The following is a 20,375-nucleotide window of genomic DNA, read 5'->3' as shown; positions in this document are numbered from 1 at the left end:
ATGGGTCTGCTCATGCACGCCGGCTACCACGCTGGATTCACGAGATGAATCCCTCACGGGATTTGTGCAACAGAGCCCATCTGCATCAGAACTCCACTTCGCCTTAGCGTTGCGCCGCACGATGCAAGATGGCGGGAAAGTTCACCAGCCCGCTTCGGGCATCGGACCCCCAAAGACAGCCGCAACGAAGCCCTGCGGTTTTCGCCCGTGACATCGGGCAACGGCCAGCGGAAGTAGAACACGCCGTGCCGAGATTTGGAAAGATAGGATTCGATCCGCATGTCTGTGTCACACCCATGTGTCACACCTGCTGAATCATCACTCTAAGTCTTTGACTTTACTGGTCAATGGTGGAGCAGAGGGGGATCGAACCCCTGACCTCGTCATTGCGAACGACGCGCTCTCCCAACTGAGCTACTGCCCCTCGACCGAGGCGTGATTTCGCCGAAAGGGCGGCGAATGTCAAGCGATGCCGCGGGATTTTCCTGCGGCTTTACGTCCGGGGCAGGTCAGCCCGCGCGCAGCGCCTCGCGCGTGAAGGCTTCGATGTCGCGGGCGGGCCTTGCACCGGCAAGCCGGGCCAGCTCGCGCCCGTTGCGATACAGGATCAGCGCCGGGATGCCCTGAATACGGGCACGCGCGGCGATTTCCGGCTGATCCTCGGTGTTGAGCTTGGCCAGGCGAACCGCGGGGCTCAGAGCCTTGGCCGCCTTGGCAAATTCCGGCGCCATCATCCGGCAGGGCCCACACCACGGCGCCCAGTAATCCACCAAGAGCGGCAGCCCGTCGCCGCGCACCGCCTTGTCATGCGTGAGGGCGTCCAGTTCCAGCACCCGCCCGCCCACGAGCGGCTCGCCACAGGCGCCGCATTTCGGCCCGGCCTGCAAACGTTCGGCCGCGATCCGGTTCATCTGGCCGCAGGTCGTGCAGCAAAGCTTGATGGCGTCCGCCATGACAACCTCATATTCCCGTTATGGAATAGATGGGAGGCGACACGCACTGCCGCAAGAGGTTACAGGAAATCCTCTTCCTCGCCCGTCACGTCGATGCCAAGCGCCTCAAGCCCGGCTTCAAGGTTCTCGGCCAGATGCGGCATTCCGGTCAGGTAATCCTCGGTCGGGGTGGTTGCTTCGGCAAAGGCGGTGGCGACGGCCTCGGCATAATCCTCGGGCTCGAAGGCGCCGCGGCCGACCCATGCAATGGCGGTCAGATGCGCCTTTTCATCGTCGTTCAGCGCCGCGATGAATTCACGCAGTTCGGCCGCGGCCATATCGCCTTCGCGGGCCTGAAAGATGACATGCACCACGCTGGCGGGGGCGATTTCGATCATGGTTTCCTCCGGTTCCGTGGGCCGCTGGCAGGCGTCATACCATCACCTTTATTGCGGCGAAGACAAGCCCATAGACCAGCCCACCGGCCAAAGTCGCCACCACGACCGATCGGGTTGCGAGGAAGAGCCCCACCACCGTCGCCGTGCCTGCCGCCAGTTGCAGAGGTGCCCCGCCTTGCAACAGGGGCAGCGCCGAAGCGGTGAAAAGCGTGGCAATCGCCGCCGGGCCGGTCGCGGCCAGAAACCGTGACAGCCAGCCGCCCGCCGGCAGCGCCGACAGATCGGCGCGGGTCGGAAAGAAGCGGAAGGCCCAGGTGCAGGCACCGACCACCAGCGCAAGGATCAGGAGGTCAGCGCGCATCGCCGCGCCCCCCAAGCCCCGCAACCCCCGCCAGCGCCCCCGCCACCATCCCGGCCAGAATGCCCGCCGTGCCCGACCACAAGAGCGTGACGGCAACCGTCGCCACCGCGGCCACCGCGATCACCGGCAATTGCAGCCGGGTCAGGATCGACAGCAAAAGCGCCAGAAACAGCGCCGGCAGCAGAAACCCAAGCCCCGCCTCGATGGCCGGATAGCCCGCCAGCGCCCCGCCCCCGGCCCATGCGCCCAGCGCCGTGCCTGAAACCCAAGCGGCATAGGCGCCCAGACCAAGGCCGAACATGAAGGGTTCGGAAAAGCTGCGGCCCCGGGCCAGTTGGCCCAGCGCGGCACCGAACACCTCATCCGTCAGGCCAAAGGCCCAGGCCCAGGCATGGCGGCGGCGGGCACCGGGACCGGCCCGTTTCATCAGGGCCGGACCATAAAGCAGGTGGCGCAGGTTCATCGCAATCAGAGTGAAGGCCGCCACCACCAGAGGCGCCCCGCCCGTGATCAGCGCCAGCGCCAGAAACTGCGCCGCCCCGGCATAGATGATCAGCGACAGCGCCACCGCCTCGACAGCCGTCAGGCCCTGCCCGGTGGCGGCAACGCCAAAGGCGAAGGCGATGGGGAAATAGCCCAGCGCAATGGGCAGCGCAGCCAAAAGGCCATGACCAAAGGTCGAGGGTCGGGATTCGTTCATCGGACCGGCAAGCTGCCAGAGGCAAGGGGCAGGAACAAGCCCGCCCCATCCTCTCTCCTCAAATATCCCCGGGGGAATGCGCCGCAGGCGCAGGGGGGCAGCGCCCCCTGCCCCCTTGGCCCCCTATTCCGCCGCCTGCATATAGCTTTCCACCGGCGGGCAGATGCAGGTCAGGTTGCGGTCGCCCCAGACATTGTCCACCCGGCCCACGGGGGGCCAGTATTTGTCCACCCGGAAGGCGCCGGGCGGGAAGCAGCCCTGCTCGCGGCTGTATTTGCGGTCCCAGTCGGCAACCAGATCGTTGACCGTGTGGGGCGCGTGGCGCAGCGGGCTGTCCTCGGCCGAGATCTCCCCGGCCTCAACCGCCGCAATCTCGGCGCGGATGGCCAGAAGGGCGGTGATGAAGCGGTCGATCTCGGCCTTGGTCTCGCTTTCGGTGGGTTCCACCATCAGCGTGCCGGCCACCGGCCAGCTCATGGTGGGGGCGTGGAAACCGTTGTCGATCAGCCGCTTGGCGATGTCGTCCACCGTCACGCCCACCTCGGCAAAGGGCCGGGTGTCAAGGATGCATTCATGCGCGACCCGCCCCTTGTTGCCCATGAACAGGATCGGATAGGCCCCCTTCAACCGGCTGGCGATGTAGTTGGCGTTCAGGATCGCCACCCGCGTCGCCTGCGTCAGCCCCTCGCCCCCCATCATCAGACAATAGGCCCATGAGATGAGCAGGATCGACGCCGACCCATAGGGCGCCGCCGAAACCGGCCCCTCGGTGCCGCCCGTCTCGGGATGGCCCGGCAGGAAGGGCGCCAGATGCGCCTTGACGCCGATCGGCCCCATGCCGGGACCGCCGCCGCCATGCGGAATGGCAAAGGTCTTGTGCAGGTTGAGGTGGCTGACATCGCCGCCGATCTCGCCCGGCTTCACCAGCCCGACCAGCGCGTTCATGTTCGCGCCGTCGATATAGACCTGCCCGCCGTGGTCATGCGTGATCTTGCAGACCTCGCGCACGGTTTCTTCGAACACGCCATGGGTGCTGGGATAGGTGATCATGCAGGCCGCCAGCCGGTCACCCGCCGCCGCCGCCTTGGCGCGGAAATCGTCAAGGTCCACGTCGCCATTGGGCGCCGCCTTGACCACCACCACCTCCATGCCCACCATCTGGGCCGAAGCCGGGTTGGTGCCATGGGCCGAAACCGGGATCAGGCAAACGGTGCGCTTGTGATCCCCCCGGCCCCGGTGCCAAGCCTGAATCGTCAACAGCCCGGCATATTCCCCCTGCGCGCCCGAATTGGGCTGCATCGAGAAGGCATCATAGCCGGTGATCTCACACAGCTTGGCCTGCAGGTCTTCAATCGCCTCGCGGTAACCCAGCGCCTGATCGGCGGGCGCAAATGGATGCAGGCTGCCAAACTCGGGCCAGGTGATCGGCATCATTTCGGCCGCGGCATTCAGCTTCATCGTGCAGGAGCCCAGCGGGATCATCGCCCGGTCCAGCGCAAGGTCACGGTCCGACAGACGGCGCATGTAGCGCATCATCTCGGATTCCGCCCGGTTCATGTGGAAAACCGGGTGGGTCAGATAGTCGGTCTTGCGCAACATGGCTTCGGGAAAGCCGATTTCGGCCTTGGGCGGCGGCGCCTCGGAAATGCCAAAGGCGCGCAGCACCCGGCGCAGCACGTCTTCATTGCTGGTCTCGTCCAGAGAGATGCCGACATGATCGGTGCCAACCTTGCGGAAGTTCAGCCCCTCCAGCCGGGCGGCCGCCAGAATGCCCGCCTGCCCCACGCCCACCTCGACCGTGATCGTGTCGAAGAACGCCTTGGGCGGCAGGGTGGCCCCCGCATCGCGCAACGCCTTGGCCAGACGCACGGTCAGGGAATGCACCCGTTCGGCAATCGCGCGCAGCCCCTTCGGCCCGTGGAACACCGCATACATCGAGGCCATCACGGCCAGCAGCGCCTGCGCGGTGCAGATGTTGCTGGTGGCTTTCTCGCGCCGGATATGCTGCTCACGCGTTTGCAGGGCAAGGCGATATGCCTTGTTGCCCCTCGCGTCGATGGAAACCCCCACGATCCGCCCGGGCATCGAGCGTTTATGCTCATCCTTGCAGGCGAAGAAGGCCGCGTGCGGGCCACCATAGCCCAAGGGCACGCCAAAACGCTGCGCCGAACCCACCGCGATATCGGCGCCCATCTCGCCCGGTTCTTTCAGCATGGTCAGCGCCAGCAGGTCGGTCGCCACCACCGCAACCGCCTTGGCACCATGCAGCGCCTCGATCCACGGTGTCAGGTCGCGCACATGGCCCCAGGTGCCGGGATACTGGAAGATCGCGGCAAACACGGTTTCCGGCTTCAGCTTGGCCGGGTCACCCACCACCACCTCGATGCCCAAAGGCAGGGCGCGGGTCTTGATCACGGCAATGGTCTGCGGATGGCAGCTTTCATCGACAAAGAACGCCTTGGCTTTCGACTTCGCCACCCGCTCGGCCATGGTCATGGCTTCCGCCGCCGCCGTGGCCTCGTCCAACAGGCTGGCATTGGCCACCGGCAGGCCGGTCAGATCGGCCACCATGGTCTGATAGTTCAACAGCGCCTCAAGCCGGCCTTGCGCGATTTCCGGCTGATAGGGGGTGTAGGCGGTATACCAGGCCGGGTTTTCCAGGATGTTGCGCTGGATCGCGGGCGGGGTCACGGTGCCGTAATAGCCCTGCCCGATCAGGCTGGTCATCACCTTGTTGCGCGCGGCCACCGCCCGCATCCGCGCCAGAAGCTCATGCTCTGACAGGGGCGCCCAGCCCAGCGGGATCGGCTGGCGGATCGACTGCGGCACGGTCTGGGCGATCAGATCCCCCAGCGAAGCAACCCCCACCACCTTGAGCATCTCGTCCATCTCGGCGGGCGAAGGGCCGATGTGGCGGCGATTGGCAAAATCGTAAGGGTTATAGTCGGTTGGCGTAAAGGTCATGGCCCTGCCCTCAGGTTTCGGGAAAGCCGGGCGCCACCGGCGCCCGACAAATTCCTTCGAAGGAATTTGCAATTTTCTTCGAAGAAAATTGCCCGGAGTTTTCAAAAACTCCGGGCGCGCAACGTCAGCCGATCATCTCGTTGTATTCGTCTTCATCCATCAGATCGTCGAGGACGCTCAGATCATCCAGCTTCATCTTGAAGAACCACGCGGCCCCCAGCGGGTCTTCGTTGACCAGTGCAGGGGTATCGACCAGCGCCTCGTTCACCGCGACGATCTCGCCATCGACCGGGGCGAGGATGTCGGACGCGGCCTTGACGCTTTCGATCACGCAGACCTCATCGCCGGCCGAAACCATGGTTTCCGGCTCGGGCAGTTCGACAAAGACCACATCGCCCAGCGCCGTGGCCGCATGTTCGGTGATGCCGACGACAACCAGATCGCCCTCGACGCGCAGCCATTCGTGTTCCTTGGTGTATTTCATCGTCTCTGCCTCAGCGTTTGTAGGAGGTGGGGTGGAAGGGAAGCTTGCACACGGTCACCGGCAGGCGCTTGCCCCGCACCTCGCCCGTCAGTTGCGTGCCCGGCGCGGTCACATCGACCTTGAGACGCGCCATGGCAATCGGCGCACCGACAGAGGGGCCAAAGCCGCCGGAGGTAACCTTGCCGACGAAACGGTCGCCGTCATAGATGTGGGTCTCTTCGCGCATCGGCGCCCGGCCTTCGGGGCGCAGGCCGACGATGGTTTCGTGCAGATGGCCCTCGAAATCCCCAAGAACCGATTCCCAGCCCGGAAAACCGGCCGCGCGGGCGCCGCCGCTGCGGCGCAGCTTGGGGATGGCCCAGCCAAGGCCGGCCTCGACCGGGGCAACGGTTTCATCCATATCGTGCCCATACAGGCAAAGCCCCGCCTCCAGCCGCAGGCTGTCACGCGCGCCCAGCCCCACGGGCAGCACCCGTTCATCGGCCAAGAGGGCCCGGGCCAGCGCCTCGGCCCTGGCGGCGGGCACCGAAATCTCAAACCCGTCTTCGCCGGTATAGCCCGAGCGGCTGATCCACAATTCGCCAAAGGCCGAAGGCAGCACCGCCACATCCATGAAGCGCATCGCCGCCACCGGCACATGCGCCGCCAGCGCCGCCTCGGCCTGCGGCCCCTGCAATGCCAGAAGGGCGCGGTCGGTCACCGGCACCACCTCGGCCGCGCCGGCCAGCTTTTCGGTCAGATGGGCAATATCCACCGCCTTGCGCGAGGCATTGACCACGAAGAGAAAGTGATCCCCGCGGTTGGCGAACATCAGATCATCAATGATCCCTCCCGCAGGCGTCAGCAGCAGCCCATAGCGCTGCCGCCCCGGCGCCAGACCCAGCACATCCACCGGCATCAGCGCCTCAAGTGCCAGGGCCAGCGCCTCCATCCCCGGCTTGGGCCGCAGGATGACCTGCCCCATGTGGCTGACATCGAACAGCCCGGCAGCGGCACGGGTGTGCAGATGCTCTTTCATCACCCCGGCAGGATATTGCACCGGCATTTCATAGCCCGCGAAGGGCACCATCTTGCCGCCAAGGGAAACATGCAGGTCATGCAGACCCAGACGCAGAAGCTCATCGGCCAAGGCCGTTCCTCCAACTCGCCGGAATGGTCGCATACCGGCACCGTCGGGCAGGCCATCCCTGCCCCCGATGCCCCCTCTGTCTTTACCCTTCCGGGCGCCTGAGATCGTTATCCCTTCGGCGGGCGCATCGGCGCCACTCTCCAGAGTCTCTTTGCCAGAACGGTCCGTTTGCCTGAGAGTTTACCGGGGCGGTTGCTCCTTCGGCACCGGCGCGAAGCCGGATTCTCCCGATCCTGACGCCTTTAGCTAGCCCGGCATGGCCCCGGCTGGCAAGCGCAAAAACGCCGGAATGCGACGGATCAGGCGGCGCGGGCGACGCGCCCCACCACCCGCAGCCCAAGCCAGACCGCCACAAGCCCGAAGATCACCCCGCCCAGCGCCTGCCCGATCAGCACGCCCTGCGCGCCCCAGATCGCCCCCAGCCACAGCGCGGGCGGCACGGTGCCCAAGGTATGGCGGCCCCAGTTCACCACGGTCGATTGCATCGGCGCGCCCAGATTGTTGCACAGGGCATTGGCCGAAAAGATCGCGCCGTTGAAGAAAAACAAAAGGCTGAGTGGCCCACAGAACAGATAGATCAGATCGCGCATCATGCCCTGAGCGTGGAAGACATCGGCAATCCAGCCGCGGCAGATGAACAGCAGCAGCGACATGCCAAGGATCACCGCCCCCGAAAAGATCAGCGAATCGAGAAAGGCCCGCCGCACCCGGTCGATCCGGCCCGCCCCATAATTCTGCCCGATGATCGGCCCCAGCGCCCCTGACATGGCAAAGATGATGCCGAAGGCCACCGGCGTCAGCCGCCCGGCCACCGCCATTCCGGCCACCGCGCCCTCGCCATAACCCGCCACCATCCGCGTGACGATGGCTTGGCCCACCGGGGTTGCAAGCTGGGTCAGGATGGCCGGCCCGGCAATCGCCGCCAGTGCCGCCGTATCGGCCCGCAACTCGTCAAGCCGGATCGGATCGAACCCGCCATGGTGGCGCAGGATCGGCAGGATGGCGAAAACCGCGATGACCACACGCGAAACGCCCCCGGCCAGCGCCGCCCCCTCCAGCCCCCAATCGGCCCAGAGGATGAAGACCGGGTCCAGCGCCGCCAGCGCCACCGCGCCCCAGACCGTTGTCATCATCGAGCGCCGGGCATCGCCGTGGCTGCGCAGGATCGCGCCGCCGATGATCCCCGCCATCAGCAGGGGCTGCGACGGCGTATACCAGCGCAGGAAGATCACCGTCTGGGTATGTGTCTCGCCCGTGGCACCCAGAAGGCCGGCGATCTGCGGCACGAAAAGCCAGATCACCGCCGAAAACACCACGCCCACACCAAGGCCCAGCACCATGCCGCTGGTCGCCCGCGCCCGGGCGGCGGCAAGGTTGCGCATCCCGATCTCGCGCGCCACCAGCGCCGAAACGGCAATCGCCACGCCGATGCCGAAGGCGGTGGTAAAGAACATCACCGCCCCGGCATAGCCCACCGCCGCCGACTTGGCCGCATCCTGCAACCACGAGATATAGACCATGTTGATCAGATCGACGGCAAAGATCGCCATCAACCCCACGGAGGATGTCAGCGACATCACCGCGATATGTTTCAACAGATTGCCTTCGACGAATTTTGCCTGCCGGACCGCTTCAGCCATGCCAACCCCCGCAAACGCCCTGCATTTGCCCTTCTCGAAATACTCCGGGGGTCCGGGGGGCTGGCCCCCCGGGCGCCTCAGCCCGTCAGATCACCGGCAGTTTCTGCAACAGCGGCAGCACATCGGCCATTTCCGGCCCGTTCGCCCGCCCGGTCAGCGCCTTGCGCAGCGGCATGAACAGATCCTTGCCCTTACGGCCCGTCGCGGCCTTGACGGCCCCGGTCCATTCGCCCCAGGTCGCCGTGGTCCAGGGCTGCGCGGGCAGCAGGGTCAGAGCCTGCCGCACGAAATCACGGTCGGACTCTTCCACCAGCGGCTCGGCGCCGTCGCGGAAGAGATGCCACCAGCCTTCCAGATCGGCCAGCACGGTGATGTTGCCCTTGGCGACGGCCCAGAAGGCTTCGGCCTTGTCGGCGGGCACGCCCAGCGCCGCAATCCGCGCCTGCACGGTGGCAAAGGGCAGGCCCTGCACATGGCTTCGCGTCAGCGGGAACAGGTCTTCGGCATCGAACTTGGTCGGCGCCGCGCCGAAACTGCCCACGTCGAACCCGTCGATCAGCTCCTGCATCGAGCTGGCAAGCTCCACCGGCTTTGACGAGCCCAGGCGCGCCATCAGCGACAGAAGCGCCATCGGCTCCACCCCCCGCGCCCGCAGGTCGCGCAGCGACAGCACGCCCAGCCGCTTGGACAGTTCCTCGCCCTTGGCCCCCGTCAGCAGCGAATGGTGGGCAAAGGTCGGCGGCGTGCCACCCAGCGCCTTCATGATCTGGATTTGGGTGGCGGTGTTGGTCACATGGTCCGCACCTCGCACGATATGGGTGACACCCATATCCACGTCATCCACCGACGAGGCGAAGGTATAAAGCACCTGTCCGTCGGCCTTGATCAGCACCGGGTCCGACACCGAAGCCGCGTCGATCGAGATGTCGCCGATGATGCCATCGGCCCATTCGATCCGCTCAAGGTCAAGCCGGAAGCGCCAATAGCCCTCGCGCCCCTCGGCGCGGTAGGCGGCCTTCTGATCTTCGGTCAGGGTCAGCGAAGCACGGTCATAGACCGGCGGGCGGCCCATGTTCAGCAGCTTCTTGCGCTTGAGGTCCAGTTCCACCGGGCTTTCAAAGCACTCATAGAACCGCCCCGCCGCACGCAACTGACCCGCCGCCTCGGCATAGCGGTCCATCCGTTTGGACTGCTGCTCCACCCGGTCGTAATGCAGGCCCAGCCATTCCAGATCGGCGAAAAGCCCGTCGATATATTCCTGTTTGGACCGCTCCTGATCGGTGTCGTCCAGCCTCAGGATGAAGGTTCCCCCCGCCTTGCGGGCGATCAGGAAATTCATCAGCGCGGTGCGCAGATTGCCGACATGGATGTAGCCGGTCGGCGAGGGGGCGAAACGGGTGACGGTGGGCAGGGACATGGGAGCGGCTCCTTGAACCGCCCTTCCCTGTCACAAGGGGGGCGGATTGTCCAGTTGGACGGCAGGCCGCCTTGCAGGATGGGCAGATTGCCCATCCCAAGCGCCATCCTGCAGAAGAACCCCTTGCCGCGAACCCATCTTCGGCGCCGAGGAACCACCCCCGACAGGGCATCGCAAAATCCGCGCTCTCCGCCGCCCGGGCGCTGGAAAACCGCTTGCGGCTTTCCAGCGCCCGGTTGCAGGGATAGACTGCCGCCATGACACGCCCCTCCCCCGCCGCCATTGCCCCCGACCTTCTGATGATCGAGCAGCTTGCCCGCGAGGCGGTGATCGCCCTGCCCGAGCCGTTCCGCGCCGCCGCAACCCTTGTCGCGCTGCGGGTCGAGGATTTCGCGCCGGACGGCATTCTTGAGGCGATGGGGGTGGACAGCCCCTATGACCTGACCGGGCTGTATGAAGGCACGCCGCTGACCGAAAAATCGGTGGGCGACCAGCCGACCCAGCCCGACATGATCTGGCTGTTCCGCAAGCCGATCCTGGATGAGTGGGTCGAGCGGGGCGATGTCTCAATTGCCGAACTGGTGACGCATGTGATGATCCACGAACTGGCGCATCACTTTGGCTGGTCCGACGATGACATCGCGGCGGTTGATCCGTGGTGGGAATAAGGTGATCTCTGGGAGACCCCGGACCCCTCCCGCCCCCGCCCCCACCCGGCGCACAGGGAACCTGCGGCTTTGCGCCCCCTCCGGGCCGCGCCGCCTCTGGCGTTTTGCCCCGGGGAAGGCTAGAGGCAGGGAAGCCAGTTGCGGGGGGACCAGACCCATGAGCGGAACCAAGACCGATTTTTCCGATGCCATCTCTTCGGTCGAAGAGATCATCGAAGACGCCCGCAACGGGCGGATGTTCATTCTTGTCGATCACGAGGACCGCGAGAACGAGGGCGACCTTGTGATCCCGGCGCAGATGTGTACGCCGCAGGCGATCAACTTCATGGCGACGCATGGCCGCGGCCTGATCTGCCTTGCGATGCCGGCCGCGCGGATCGAGCAGCTTGGCCTGCCGCTGATGAGCCCGAAAAACTCGTCTCGCCACGAAACCGCCTTCACCCTGTCGATCGAGGCGCGCGAAGGCGTGTCCACCGGCATCTCGGCGGCTGACCGCGCCCGCACCGTTTCGGTGGCCATCGACCCCAGCAAGGGCGCTGCCGATATTGCCACCCCCGGTCACGTCTTCCCGCTGCGCGCGCGCGATGGCGGCGTTCTTGTGCGCGCGGGCCATACCGAAGCGGCGGTGGATGTCAGCCGCCTTGCCGGGCTGAACCCCTCGGGCGTGATCTGCGAGATCATGAATGACGACGGCACCATGGCCCGCCTGCCCGACCTGATCGGCTTTGCCCAGAAGCATGGGCTGAAGATCGGCACCATCAGCGACCTGATCGCCTATCGCCGCCGTCACGACAATCTGGTGCGTGAACGGGCGGTCAAGCGGGTGCATTCCACCCATGGCGGCGACTGGCTGATGCGGGTCTTCGCCGATGAGACGCAGGGGGCCGAGCATATTGTGCTGACCAAGGGCGACCTTGGCGGCGATGCGCCGGTTCTGGCGCGTGTCCATGCGCTGAACCCGATGGAGGACGTGCTGGGCATCGGTGGCGGCCATGTCGGCGACCTGCAGGGCGCCATGCGGATCATCGCCGCCGAAGGGCGCGGCGCGGTGGTTCTGTTGCGCGACACGACGATGAAGATGGTAGAGGAAGGCGAAGCTTCGCCGCAGACACTGCGGCAATACGGGCTGGGCGCGCAGATCCTGTCGGCGCTGGGCCTGACGAAGATCACACTTGTCACCAATTCCGCCGCCCCCCGCGTTGTCGGGCTCGAAGCTTATGGGCTGTCGATCTGCGGCACCCGTGCGATCAAGGACTAAGGCTATGGCCGGACACGAACAACACTATACCCTGCCGCTGCCGGTCTTTGACAAGCCGGTGAAGCTCTTGATCGTCGTGGCGCCCTATTACAAGGACATCGCCGACAATCTTGTGGCCGGCGCCCGCGCCGCCGCTGCCGCCTGCGGTGCCGAGGTGGATCTGGTCGAGGTGCCGGGCGCGCTGGAAGTGCCGACCGCTATCGCGCTGGCCGAGCGGCTGGCGCAATATGACGGCTATGTCGCCCTTGGCTGCGTCATCCGCGGCGAGACGACGCATTACGATACCGTCTGCAACGACAGTTCGCGCGCGATCAGCCTGCTGGGCCTGCAGGGTGCCTGTATCGGCAATGGTATCCTGACAGTAGAAAACCGCCCACAGGCCGAGGTCCGCGCCGATCCCGCCGGGCAGAACAAAGGCGGCGGCGCGGCGGCGGCGGCGCTGCATCTGATTGCGCTGTCGCGCAACTGGGCGGGCGACGCCAAGGGCATCGGGTTTCGCGCATGACCGGGCCTGACAAGAAACAGATGAAATCCGCCGCCCGGTTCTATGCCGTGCAGGCGTTGTTTCAGATGGAGGTCTCGGGCCAGACGGCCCGGGCCGTCAGCCGTGAGTTTGAAGTGCATCGCTTTGGCGCCACCTATGAGGATGCCGAAGGCACGGGCGAACTGGCCGAAGGCGATGTGGACCATTTTCGCGAGATCATCGAAAAGGCGGTCAACTGGCAGGCCAAGATCGACCAGATGACCGACCGCGCGCTGGTGGCGAAATGGCCGATCGACCGGATCGACCCGGTGCTGCGCGCGCTGTTCCGCGCGGCGGGTGCCGAGATGGTGGATATGGTCACCCCGCCGAAAGTGGCGATCAACGAATATGTCGATGTGGCCAAAGCCTTTTTCCCTGATGGCAAAGAGCCGAAATTCGTCAATGCCGTGCTGGACCACATGGCGCGTGAGGCGCGGCCCGACGCCTTCAAGGGCTGATTTCTGCACCATTGCCCAAGGATCGGTTGCGCGGGCACGTCAAACAGGCATCATCCCCGTGAAGGAGTGCCTGCCATGATCCGCCCTATCGCCCTTGCCCTTCTGCTGAGCCTCCCTGCCGCCGCAGAGGCGCAACAGGCCATTCCGCCGGTTCTCGCGCTGGAATGGACGCTGGCCGAGGTGGACGGCCAGCCGGCTGGCTACACCGCGACGCTTTCGGTCGATGCCGAGGGGCGGCTGACGGGCCGGGCGCCCTGCAATCGCTATTTCGCGGGCTTCACCGGCACCCTGCCCGAGTTCCGGCCCGAGGCGATGGGATCAACCCGCATGGCCTGCGATGCGATGGCCGAGGAAGACGCCTATTTCACCCTGCTGCAGGGCGTGGACCGGCTGACCCATTCGGAGCGCGAGTTGCATCTGTCGGGTGCGGGCCACAGCCTGATCTTCCGCCGCCCGCTGGACTAGGCTGCGGCAACAGCGCGCTTTCCTTGCGCCGGCACCGTGCTAGGCTGGTGCAAACCGGAGGTTGCCATGCCGAAACTCGTCGCGCTTTACATCCGCTCTGTCGCCATCGGCTTTGCCTTGGCGGCGGTGTTTCTGGGCGGGGTGCTGTGGCTTGATATCGCAGGGTTGCGCGGGCTGATCTTCGGTTCGTCGATGGGGCTGGTTGCGGCTGCAATGCTGTGGGTCTTCAACGGCGTGGTTTTCGCCGGGGTGCAATTCGCCATTGCGGTGATGAAACTGGCCGAGGCGGATGACGGCCCGCGCGGCGGAACCCGCGCGCCGGTGACCCGGCCGGGTGAATTGCAGCCTGTCCGCATCCGCAGCGCCCGTTAACCCCGGTCTTGCATCCGGGGCACAGTCGCAGGCTGACCCCACGTCAGAACCGGCCCGAAAGCACCTGCCAAGCCCTTGATCGGCAAGCACTCGCTTGGCCATGCGGGCGTTTCCGGCGAGATGCCGCCGCAGCGCCGCGCCCCTTTTGCGCAAACCTTGTCTGACCCTTTTCCGCCCCCAAGTCCCTCTCACGGCGCATGAAAACCGCCGGGATGTTCCTGTGTGTGACTTGAAAGGAAACGGCATGACCAAGACCCTTCGCCTTCTGGGCGCCTCCACTCTGGCCCTTGCTCTGGCGGGCGGCAGCGCCGCCTTTGCGCAGACCACGCTGACGGGCACGCAGGCGTTGAACGACCGGATCGACGACGTTGATCAGGCGGTCGCCGATGATCTGGCCCGTTCGGAAGATGCCGCGCGCTTTGGCAACCCCGAGTTCCGCCCCGGCCTGTCCGGCTCGGCTTCGCTTGGCTATTCCGGCAAAACCGGCAACAACGACTCGCAGGAGTTGAGCGTGGGGGCCCGGCTGCGCTATGCCAGCGGCGCTTTCGTGCAGACGATCGGTGTCGCGCTGGACTATGCCGAATCGGCAGGCGCCTCGACCAAGGAAGACGTTTTCGCGGTCTATGACGCGAATTACTACTTCAACGACCAGTTCTATGCCTTCGTGCTGGGCCGGGTGGAAACCGATGGCCTTGCCAGCACGGCAGGTCAGGTCAAGACCGATGCTTTCGTCGGCGTCGGCCCCGGCTGGCGCGTGATCAACAATCCCGACCTGACATGGCGCGTGCAGGCCGGCGTCGGCGTCAGCTATCTTGAGGACGGCACCGGCGACAGCGACACCGAGGCAGCCGCCATCGCCTCGTCGCGGCTGTTCTATGGCATCAGCCCGACCGTGTTCCTGACCAATGACACCGATATCCTGAAGTCGGATTCGGCGCTGCGGATCAACAATGACATCGGCGTGAACTACAGGATGACCGACACGCTTTCGACCCGGGTCAGCTATCTGACCGAATACAACGACAGCCGGGCGATCCGTTCGGACAACAAGTTGGGCGTTTCGCTGGTCATGGGGTTCTGAAGGAAGGGGGCGGGGAAACCCGCCCCTTTTTCCTGTGGTGAAAGGTGGCGGGCCCGCAGCGGCCGTGGAGACTGGGTTTTCCCGAGAGCCAGAGGTCTCAGGTGGGCGCCAGGTAGCAGGACCAGGATCCTGCCAGAGCCAGCCCCCGTTCGCTTGCTTATCGGCCACTGGAAAAGTTGCCTCACACGCGAAGAGCAGCACCCGCCACTGCCCAAGATAGGGGCACCGCCGCACCACCGCAAGGCTTGCGCGATGTTCACTTTTGGTTCACCATTGTGCCATGACGCTGCGCCCGCCCGATCTTGCCCCCGATCCCCTGCCTGCCATGCCCGGTCAGCGGCTGGCCCGGGGGGTTTGCCGGCATCTGTTGAGCCATGGTTTCGTGACGGTTGAAGAGCTGGTGCCCGCCCCCGGATTGCGGGTGGATGTCATGGCGCTGGGGCCCAAGGGCGAAATCTGGGTGATTGAGTGCAAGTCGGGCACCGCCGATTTCCGCGCCGACCGCAAGTGGCAGGGCTATCTGGAATGGTGCGACCGCTTCTTCTGGGCGGTGGACGGCGATTTTCCGACCGGCCTGCTGCCACAGGAAAGCGGGCTGATCCTTGCCGATGCCTATGATGCCGAAATCGTGCGGATGGCGCCCGAAACGCCGCTGGCCCCGGCGCGGCGCAAGGTGATGGTGCAGAAATTCGCCCGTCACGCCGCGCTGCGCTTGCAGGGCTGGCGCGATCCCGGCGTGGCGGCGCTGGTCAATATCTGACGGGCTGCGGCGGTCAGCGGCGCTTGGGTTTCGGCTTGGGCTTGCCACCGGCGCCGATATCACGGGCGGCCTCGGCGGCGGCGCGCAATTCTTCGGCGATTTCCTCGGCCTCTTCCGGGTCGAAATCCAGCGGCAGCTCGATGCCGCCATCGGCCTCGATGTAAATTCGCACCATGCCCTGATCGGTCGGGCCGATCTGGATATTGGCGGCGATGTCGCTTTGCTTGTCGATGCCCATGGCGGTCTCCTTTGCCTCAACTGGCGTAGTGGATTGCGCTTTTGCCTGCAAGTCTGCAATACTTGACAAAATCAAGTATTGCAGACGGAACCACCCCGCCATGGACGACATCGACCTGATCCGCAATTTCAGCCGAACCTACACCCATCGGCTCGGCCTGTTGTCGAAGAGCTATCTGGGCAGCGGTCTGGCCCTGAGCGAGGCACGGCTGCTGCATGACCTCGACAGGGCGGGGCCGGTCAAGGCGCGGGAATTGGCGCAGGGGCTTGGGCTGGACGAGGGACAGACCAGCCGCATTCTCGCCGGTTTTGCCCGGCGCGGCTGGATCCGGCGTGCGCGGGATGAGGCCGACTCGCGCCAACGTCCGCTGCACCTGACCGAAGCGGGCCGCGCGCAGCTTGAGGTGCTGCGCCTTGCGTCGCGCACGGCCATTGCCGAGGCGACGGCTCCGCTTGGCGCTGCCGGGCTTGCCGCGCTGGCCCGGGTGCTGGATCAGGCGTCAGACCTGCTGAGGCCGCCACAACCGCCCCTGCTGCGCGGTCTTCTGCCCGGCGATGCCGGACAGGTCATTGCCCGCCATGCCGCGCTTTATGCCCGCGATGAAGGCTATGACCAAAGCTTCGAGGCGCTGGTGGCCGAAATCCTTGCCGCCTTCCTGACCCGCAACGACACCACCCGCGAGCGTGGCTGGATCGCGCAAAGCCCCGGCGGGCGGATGCTGGGCAGCATCTTTTGCATGGCCGAGGGGCCAGAAGCCCCACAGATTGCCCGGCTGCGGCTGTTCCTGATCGAGCCGGAGGCACGCGGCACCGGCCTTGCCCAACGCATGATCGAAGCCTGCCTTGGCTTTGCCACGGCGGCCGGCTATCGCCAGATGCTGCTCTGGACCCATGAAAGCCATCAGGCCGCAGGCAGGCTTTACGCCCGCAACGGATTCGCCCTTGTCGCCTCGTCTCCGGCGCGCGCCTTTGGCCGCGAGGTGATCGACCAGACATGGCAGCGCGACCTGCCCTGAGCCGCGAAACTGGCGCTTGCAATCGCCGGCGCGCGACGGTAAACGGCCCCCAAGTGCCGCCTTAGCTCAGTTGGTTAGAGCACCAGATTGTGGATCTGGGGGTCCCCCGTTCGAGCCGGGGAGGCGGTACCATCCCCCCGAAACCTGCCGTTCCTGCCGGGTCTTGCCACCCGGGCACATCCGGCTATGGTCGCCCTCCCCTTGACCCGAGGATTCGCATGACCGACGCCATCCGCCGCATTCCCCTTGTGATCGCCCGCGAAATCAATGCCGAAGCCCGGCAGGTTGCCGCCGCGATAGAGCTTTTGGACGGCGGCGCCACGGTGCCCTTCATCGCCCGTTATCGCAAAGAGGTCACCGGCGGACTGGACGATTCGCAACTGCGCACGCTGGCCGAACGGCTGGTCTATCTGCGCGAGATGGAGACGCGGCGGGCCGCCGTGCTCGCCTCGATCACCGAGCAGGGCAAGATGACGGATGCGCTCGCGCTGTCGCTGATGCAGGCCGCCACCAAGGCCGAGATCGAGGACATCTATCTGCCCTACAAGCCCAAGCGCCGCACCCGTGCGATGATCGCCCGCGAGAATGGCCTTGGCCCCTTGGCCGAGGCCATTCTCGCCGACCGCGCCGCCGATCCGCAGGCGCTGGCCGCTGCCTATGTGACCGAGGCGGTGCCCGACACCAAGGCCGCGCTGGAAGGCGCCCGCGACATCATTGCCGAAAGCCTGTCGGAAAGCGCCGAACTGTTGGGCCGCCTGCGCAGCCATATGAAACAGGCCGGGCGGCTGGCGGCCAAGGTCGTGACGGGCAAAGAGACCGAAGGCGCCAAATTCTCGGATTACTTCGACCATAATGAGCCTTGGGCCAGCGCCCCCGGCCACCGGGTTCTGGCCATGCTGCGCGGTCAGAATGAGGGTTTCCTGACGCTTGACCTTGCGGTGGACCCGGATGCAGCCAAGGGCGAAAGCCCGGCCGAGCGGGCCTGCGGTGCCATGATGTCGGCCACGGGGCGCGGGCCGGGCGATGCCTGGCTGCGCGAGGCGGCTGCCTGGGCCTGGCGGGTCAAGCTAAAGACCTCGCTGACGCTGGACCTGATGGGCGAGCTGCGCGAGCGGGCCGAGACCGAAGCGATCAACGTCTTTGCCCGCAACCTCAAGGATTTGTTGCTGGCGGCACCTGCCGGCGGCAAGGCCACCATGGGGCTGGACCCGGGCATTCGCACCGGCTGCAAGGTGGCGGTGGTGGATGCCACGGGCAAGGTGCTGGCCACCGAAACCGTCTATCCGTTCCAGCCCAAGAACGACCTGCGCGGCGCGCAGGTGGCCATCGCACAACTGATCGCGCGCCACGGCGTCAAGCTGATTGCCATTGGCAACGGCACCGCCAGCCGGGAAACCGAAAAGATGGTGGCCGATCTGCTGGCCGTGCTGCCCGGCAGCGAAAAGCCGGTGAAGGTGATCGTCAGCGAGGCGGGCGCCTCGGTCTATTCTGCTTCGGAGCTGGGCGCACGGGAATTTCCCGATCTGGACGTGTCGCTGCGCGGCGCGGTGTCGATTGCCCGCCGGCTGCAAGATCCGCTGGCCGAACTGGTCAAGATTGAGCCGAAGTCGATCGGTGTCGGCCAGTATCAGCATGACGTGGACCAATCCCGTCTTGGCCGCAGTCTGGAAGCGGTCGTCGAGGATGCGGTGAACGCGGTGGGGGTGGACCTCAACACCGCCTCGGCGCCCTTGCTGGCACGGGTTTCGGGCGTGGGTCCGGGGCTGGCGCAGGCCATCGTTTCGCACCGCGATGCCAACGGCCCCTTCGCCACCCGGCGCGACCTGCTGAAAGTGGCGCGGCTGGGGCCGAAAGCGTTTGAGCAGGCGGCGGGTTTCCTGCGGATCAGCGGCGGGAAAGAGCCGCTGGATGCCTCCTCGGTCCACCCGGAAGCTTATGACGTGGCGCGCAAGATCGTGGCCGCCTGTGGCCGCGACATCCGCGCGCTGATGGGCGACAGTGCTGCGCTGAAACAGGTGGACCCGCGCGCCTTTGTCGATGACCGCTTTGGTCTGCCCACGGTGCGCGACATTCTGGCCGAACTGGAAAAGCCGGGCCGCGACCCACGCCCCAGTTTCCGCACGGCGACCTTTACCGAGGGCGTGAACGATATCAAAGACCTGAAGCCGGGGATGCTGCTGGAAGGCACGGTTACCAACGTGGCCGCCTTTGGCGCCTTCGTCGATATCGGGGTGCATCAGGACGGGCTGGTCCATGTCAGCCAGTTGGCCGACAAATTCGTCCGTGACCCGCATGAGGTGGTCAAGGCCGGCGATGTGGTCAAGGTCCGGGTGGTCGAGGTGGATGTGCCGCGCAAGCGCATCGGGCTGACGATGAAATCCTCTTCCGCCGAAGCGCGCGAGACCAGCCGCGAACGCGACACACCCCGCCCGCCCGCCAAGGGCCGCCCCGGCCCCTCCAGCGCGGCACCGCAGGGCGGATCGGGCGGCAATGCCTTCAGCGATGCGCTGAAAGGCAAGTTCGGGCGCTAAAGCCCGCCATCCAGCGTGGCCACCGCCCCATAGGTTTCGGGGCGGCGGTCGCGGAACAGGCCCCAACTGGCGCGCAGGGCGGCAATCGCCGCAAGGTCAAAGCGGTGCAGCAACACCGCCTCCCCCCCGCGCGGGGCCTTGGCCATCAGCGCGCCGGTCTGGTCGGCGATGAAGCTTGACCCGTAGAAAGTCACCTCTGTCCCGCCCGGCGCCACCTCGGTTCCCACCCGGTTCGCGGCCACCACCGGCATTATATTGGCCGCCGCATGTCCCCGCATCGTCATTTCCCAATGTGGCTGGCTGTCATAGCCGGGGCTGGGCGGTTCCGATCCGATGGCGGTGGGGTAAAGCAGCATCTCTGCCCCCATCAGCGCCATCGACCGCGCGCATTCGGGGAACCACTGATCCCAGCAGATACCCACCCCGATCCGGCCAAAGGCAGTATCCCAGACCCGATAGCCGGTATCGCCGGGCGAGAAATAGTATTTCTCCTCATAGCCCGGCCCCTGCGGAATATGGCTTTTGCGGTAATTGCCCAAGACCCGCCCGTCGGCATCAATCATCGCAACCGAGTTGAAATGCGCCTGCCCGGCCCTCTCGAAATAGGAACAGGGCAGCACCACGCCCAATTCCTTTGCCAGTGCCGAAAACCGCGCGATCAGGGGGTGGCCTGCCATCGGTTGGGCCAAGGCGAAATACTCCGCCCGCTCCTCGATGCAGAAATAGGGCGCCGCGAACAGCTCCTGCACCAGCACCACATTGGCGCCCTGCCCCGCAGCCTGCCGCACCAATGCCTCGGCCCGGTCGGCATTGCTGGGCAAATCCCAGGAACAGGCGAACTGGGTGGCCGCAACTGTGACGGAACGCATAGAAAGACTCCCCCTGCTTTCATCTTGGCCCCAATATCCCACGGGGTGAGCCATTGGTAACGCCATTGGTTCAAGTAACCAATGGCTCGGGGGGTGTGAAACCCCCGCTCCG

Annotated in this window: 21 protein-coding genes, 2 tRNA genes and 1 riboswitch; of the genes, 11 read left to right on the top strand and 12 right to left on the bottom strand. The window is 65.8% G+C overall.

What is annotated here, in order from left to right; genetic code table 11:
* Nucleotides 1-348: 348 nt before the first annotated feature.
* From HS053_RS10545 to gltX, 10 genes are all read right to left on the bottom strand, one after another.
* Nucleotides 349-424 (bottom strand) — tRNA-Ala (locus HS053_RS10545).
* A gap of 85 nt (nt 425-509) precedes the next feature.
* Nucleotides 510-953 carry a thioredoxin TrxC gene (gene trxC, locus HS053_RS10540; RefSeq protein WP_174211195.1) on the bottom strand — a complete coding sequence of 148 codons (444 nt, stop codon included), beginning with the start codon at nt 951-953 and terminating at the stop codon, nt 510-512.
* 59 nt (nt 954-1,012) lie between these two features.
* On the bottom strand, nt 1,013-1,330 hold the full coding sequence (locus tag HS053_RS10535) for a DUF3775 domain-containing protein (protein WP_174211194.1): 318 nt from the start codon (nt 1,328-1,330) through the stop codon (nt 1,013-1,015).
* Nucleotides 1,331-1,364: 34 nt separating this feature from the next.
* Nucleotides 1,365-1,691, bottom strand: coding sequence for an AzlD domain-containing protein (locus tag HS053_RS10530; protein WP_174211193.1), 327 nt, complete (start codon nt 1,689-1,691; stop codon nt 1,365-1,367).
* Complete coding sequence (locus tag HS053_RS10525) at nt 1,681-2,391, bottom strand: AzlC family ABC transporter permease (RefSeq protein ID WP_174211192.1); 711 nt, start codon at nt 2,389-2,391, stop codon at nt 1,681-1,683. The genes HS053_RS10530 and HS053_RS10525 overlap by 11 nt, the downstream gene beginning before the upstream one ends.
* A gap of 123 nt (nt 2,392-2,514) precedes the next feature.
* Nucleotides 2,515-5,355, bottom strand: coding sequence for an aminomethyl-transferring glycine dehydrogenase (gcvP, locus tag HS053_RS10520; RefSeq protein WP_174211191.1), 2,841 nt, complete (start codon nt 5,353-5,355; stop codon nt 2,515-2,517).
* A 124-nt stretch (nt 5,356-5,479) separates the two neighbouring features.
* Nucleotides 5,480-5,839, bottom strand: a complete 360-nt coding sequence (gene gcvH / locus HS053_RS10515; RefSeq protein ID WP_174211190.1) for a glycine cleavage system protein GcvH — start codon at nt 5,837-5,839, stop codon at nt 5,480-5,482.
* A 10-nt stretch (nt 5,840-5,849) separates the two neighbouring features.
* Entirely contained in the window at nt 5,850-6,968 is a 1,119-nt protein-coding gene (gcvT, locus tag HS053_RS10510; RefSeq protein WP_174211189.1) for a glycine cleavage system aminomethyltransferase GcvT, read from the bottom strand.
* 150 nt (nt 6,969-7,118) lie between these two features.
* A riboswitch (glycine riboswitch) is annotated at nt 7,119-7,208 on the bottom strand.
* Between the two features lie 59 nt (nt 7,209-7,267).
* Nucleotides 7,268-8,608 carry an MATE family efflux transporter gene (locus HS053_RS10505; RefSeq protein WP_174211188.1) on the bottom strand — a complete coding sequence of 447 codons (1,341 nt, stop codon included), beginning with the start codon at nt 8,606-8,608 and terminating at the stop codon, nt 7,268-7,270.
* An 85-nt stretch (nt 8,609-8,693) separates the two neighbouring features.
* Complete coding sequence (gene gltX / locus HS053_RS10500) at nt 8,694-10,019, bottom strand: glutamate--tRNA ligase (protein WP_174211210.1); 1,326 nt, start codon at nt 10,017-10,019, stop codon at nt 8,694-8,696.
* Nucleotides 10,020-10,282: 263 nt separating this feature from the next.
* Between gltX and HS053_RS10495 the strand changes: the two genes are divergently transcribed.
* The 8 genes from HS053_RS10495 (at nt 10,283) to HS053_RS10460 (ending at nt 15,610) form a co-directional block, all read left to right on the top strand.
* Nucleotides 10,283-10,693: a metallopeptidase family protein gene (locus HS053_RS10495; RefSeq protein ID WP_174211187.1), complete on the top strand. Its 411-nt coding sequence runs from the start codon at nt 10,283-10,285 to the stop codon at nt 10,691-10,693.
* Nucleotides 10,694-10,850: 157 nt separating this feature from the next.
* Nucleotides 10,851-11,951: a 3,4-dihydroxy-2-butanone-4-phosphate synthase gene (gene ribB / locus HS053_RS10490; protein ID WP_174211186.1), complete on the top strand. Its 1,101-nt coding sequence runs from the start codon at nt 10,851-10,853 to the stop codon at nt 11,949-11,951.
* Between the two features lie 4 nt (nt 11,952-11,955).
* Nucleotides 11,956-12,456 (top strand): 6,7-dimethyl-8-ribityllumazine synthase, encoded by a 501-nt coding sequence (locus tag HS053_RS10485; protein WP_174211185.1) that lies wholly within the window; start codon nt 11,956-11,958, stop codon nt 12,454-12,456.
* Nucleotides 12,453-12,932: a transcription antitermination factor NusB gene (gene nusB / locus HS053_RS10480; protein ID WP_241699813.1), complete on the top strand. Its 480-nt coding sequence runs from the start codon at nt 12,453-12,455 to the stop codon at nt 12,930-12,932. Before HS053_RS10485 ends, nusB begins: the two co-directional genes overlap by 4 nt.
* A gap of 75 nt (nt 12,933-13,007) precedes the next feature.
* Nucleotides 13,008-13,397, top strand: a complete 390-nt coding sequence (locus HS053_RS10475; protein ID WP_174211184.1) for an META domain-containing protein — start codon at nt 13,008-13,010, stop codon at nt 13,395-13,397.
* A 66-nt stretch (nt 13,398-13,463) separates the two neighbouring features.
* Nucleotides 13,464-13,769: a hypothetical protein gene (locus tag HS053_RS10470; protein WP_174211183.1), complete on the top strand. Its 306-nt coding sequence runs from the start codon at nt 13,464-13,466 to the stop codon at nt 13,767-13,769.
* A 244-nt stretch (nt 13,770-14,013) separates the two neighbouring features.
* Entirely contained in the window at nt 14,014-14,850 is an 837-nt protein-coding gene (locus HS053_RS10465; RefSeq protein ID WP_174211182.1) for a DUF481 domain-containing protein, read from the top strand.
* A 280-nt stretch (nt 14,851-15,130) separates the two neighbouring features.
* On the top strand, nt 15,131-15,610 hold the full coding sequence (locus HS053_RS10460; protein WP_174211181.1) for an MmcB family DNA repair protein: 480 nt from the start codon (nt 15,131-15,133) through the stop codon (nt 15,608-15,610).
* 13 nt (nt 15,611-15,623) lie between these two features.
* Here the strand turns inward: HS053_RS10460 and HS053_RS10455 are convergent, their stop codons facing one another.
* On the bottom strand, nt 15,624-15,848 hold the full coding sequence (locus tag HS053_RS10455; RefSeq protein ID WP_174211180.1) for a DUF6324 family protein: 225 nt from the start codon (nt 15,846-15,848) through the stop codon (nt 15,624-15,626).
* 100 nt (nt 15,849-15,948) lie between these two features.
* Here HS053_RS10455 and HS053_RS22595 point away from each other — a divergent pair, with 100 nt between their 5' ends.
* From HS053_RS22595 to HS053_RS10440, 3 genes are all read left to right on the top strand, one after another.
* Nucleotides 15,949-16,863: a GNAT family N-acetyltransferase gene (locus HS053_RS22595; RefSeq protein ID WP_174211179.1), complete on the top strand. Its 915-nt coding sequence runs from the start codon at nt 15,949-15,951 to the stop codon at nt 16,861-16,863.
* A 55-nt stretch (nt 16,864-16,918) separates the two neighbouring features.
* Nucleotides 16,919-16,995, top strand: a tRNA-His gene (locus HS053_RS10445).
* 86 nt (nt 16,996-17,081) lie between these two features.
* Nucleotides 17,082-19,394, top strand: a complete 2,313-nt coding sequence (locus tag HS053_RS10440) for a Tex family protein (RefSeq protein ID WP_174211178.1) — start codon at nt 17,082-17,084, stop codon at nt 19,392-19,394.
* Here the strand turns inward: HS053_RS10440 and aguB are convergent.
* The gene (aguB, locus tag HS053_RS10435; protein WP_174211177.1) at nt 19,391-20,263 is read right to left on the bottom strand and encodes an N-carbamoylputrescine amidase; all 873 of its coding nucleotides are present in this window, start codon (nt 20,261-20,263) and stop codon (nt 19,391-19,393) included. The two genes, HS053_RS10440 and aguB, sit on opposite strands and share 4 nt — an antisense overlap.
* Nucleotides 20,264-20,375: the final 112 nt, after the last annotated feature.

The sequence above is a fragment of the Tabrizicola fusiformis genome, assembly GCF_013328815.1.
GTDB lineage: Bacteria > Pseudomonadota > Alphaproteobacteria > Rhodobacterales > Rhodobacteraceae > Fuscibacter.
This window is presented reverse-complemented; position numbering and strand designations above follow the sequence as displayed.

What these genes read in the sequence shown, in the direction of transcription:
- trxC (WP_174211195.1), bottom strand. Translation starts at nt 953, where the DNA reads ATGGCGGACGCCATCAAGCTTTGCTGCACGACCTGCGGCCAGATGAAC.
- HS053_RS10535 (WP_174211194.1), bottom strand. Translation starts at nt 1,330, where the DNA reads ATGATCGAAATCGCCCCCGCCAGCGTGGTGCATGTCATCTTTCAGGCC.
- HS053_RS10530 (WP_174211193.1), bottom strand. Translation starts at nt 1,691, where the DNA reads ATGCGCGCTGACCTCCTGATCCTTGCGCTGGTGGTCGGTGCCTGCACC.
- HS053_RS10525 (WP_174211192.1), bottom strand. Translation starts at nt 2,391, where the DNA reads ATGAACGAATCCCGACCCTCGACCTTTGGTCATGGCCTTTTGGCTGCG.
- gcvP (WP_174211191.1), bottom strand. Translation starts at nt 5,355, where the DNA reads ATGACCTTTACGCCAACCGACTATAACCCTTACGATTTTGCCAATCGC.
- gcvH (WP_174211190.1), bottom strand. Translation starts at nt 5,839, where the DNA reads ATGAAATACACCAAGGAACACGAATGGCTGCGCGTCGAGGGCGATCTG.
- HS053_RS10505 (WP_174211188.1), bottom strand. Translation starts at nt 8,608, where the DNA reads ATGGCTGAAGCGGTCCGGCAGGCAAAATTCGTCGAAGGCAATCTGTTG.
- HS053_RS10495 (WP_174211187.1), top strand. Translation starts at nt 10,283, where the DNA reads ATGACACGCCCCTCCCCCGCCGCCATTGCCCCCGACCTTCTGATGATC.
- ribB (WP_174211186.1), top strand. Translation starts at nt 10,851, where the DNA reads ATGAGCGGAACCAAGACCGATTTTTCCGATGCCATCTCTTCGGTCGAA.
- HS053_RS10485 (WP_174211185.1), top strand. Translation starts at nt 11,956, where the DNA reads ATGGCCGGACACGAACAACACTATACCCTGCCGCTGCCGGTCTTTGAC.
- nusB (WP_241699813.1), top strand. Translation starts at nt 12,453, where the DNA reads ATGACCGGGCCTGACAAGAAACAGATGAAATCCGCCGCCCGGTTCTAT.
- HS053_RS10475 (WP_174211184.1), top strand. Translation starts at nt 13,008, where the DNA reads ATGATCCGCCCTATCGCCCTTGCCCTTCTGCTGAGCCTCCCTGCCGCC.
- HS053_RS10470 (WP_174211183.1), top strand. Translation starts at nt 13,464, where the DNA reads ATGCCGAAACTCGTCGCGCTTTACATCCGCTCTGTCGCCATCGGCTTT.
- HS053_RS10465 (WP_174211182.1), top strand. Translation starts at nt 14,014, where the DNA reads ATGACCAAGACCCTTCGCCTTCTGGGCGCCTCCACTCTGGCCCTTGCT.
- HS053_RS10460 (WP_174211181.1), top strand. Translation starts at nt 15,131, where the DNA reads ATGACGCTGCGCCCGCCCGATCTTGCCCCCGATCCCCTGCCTGCCATG.
- HS053_RS10455 (WP_174211180.1), bottom strand. Translation starts at nt 15,848, where the DNA reads ATGGGCATCGACAAGCAAAGCGACATCGCCGCCAATATCCAGATCGGC.
- HS053_RS22595 (WP_174211179.1), top strand. Translation starts at nt 15,949, where the DNA reads ATGGACGACATCGACCTGATCCGCAATTTCAGCCGAACCTACACCCAT.
- HS053_RS10440 (WP_174211178.1), top strand. Translation starts at nt 17,082, where the DNA reads ATGACCGACGCCATCCGCCGCATTCCCCTTGTGATCGCCCGCGAAATC.
- aguB (WP_174211177.1), bottom strand. Translation starts at nt 20,263, where the DNA reads ATGCGTTCCGTCACAGTTGCGGCCACCCAGTTCGCCTGTTCCTGGGAT.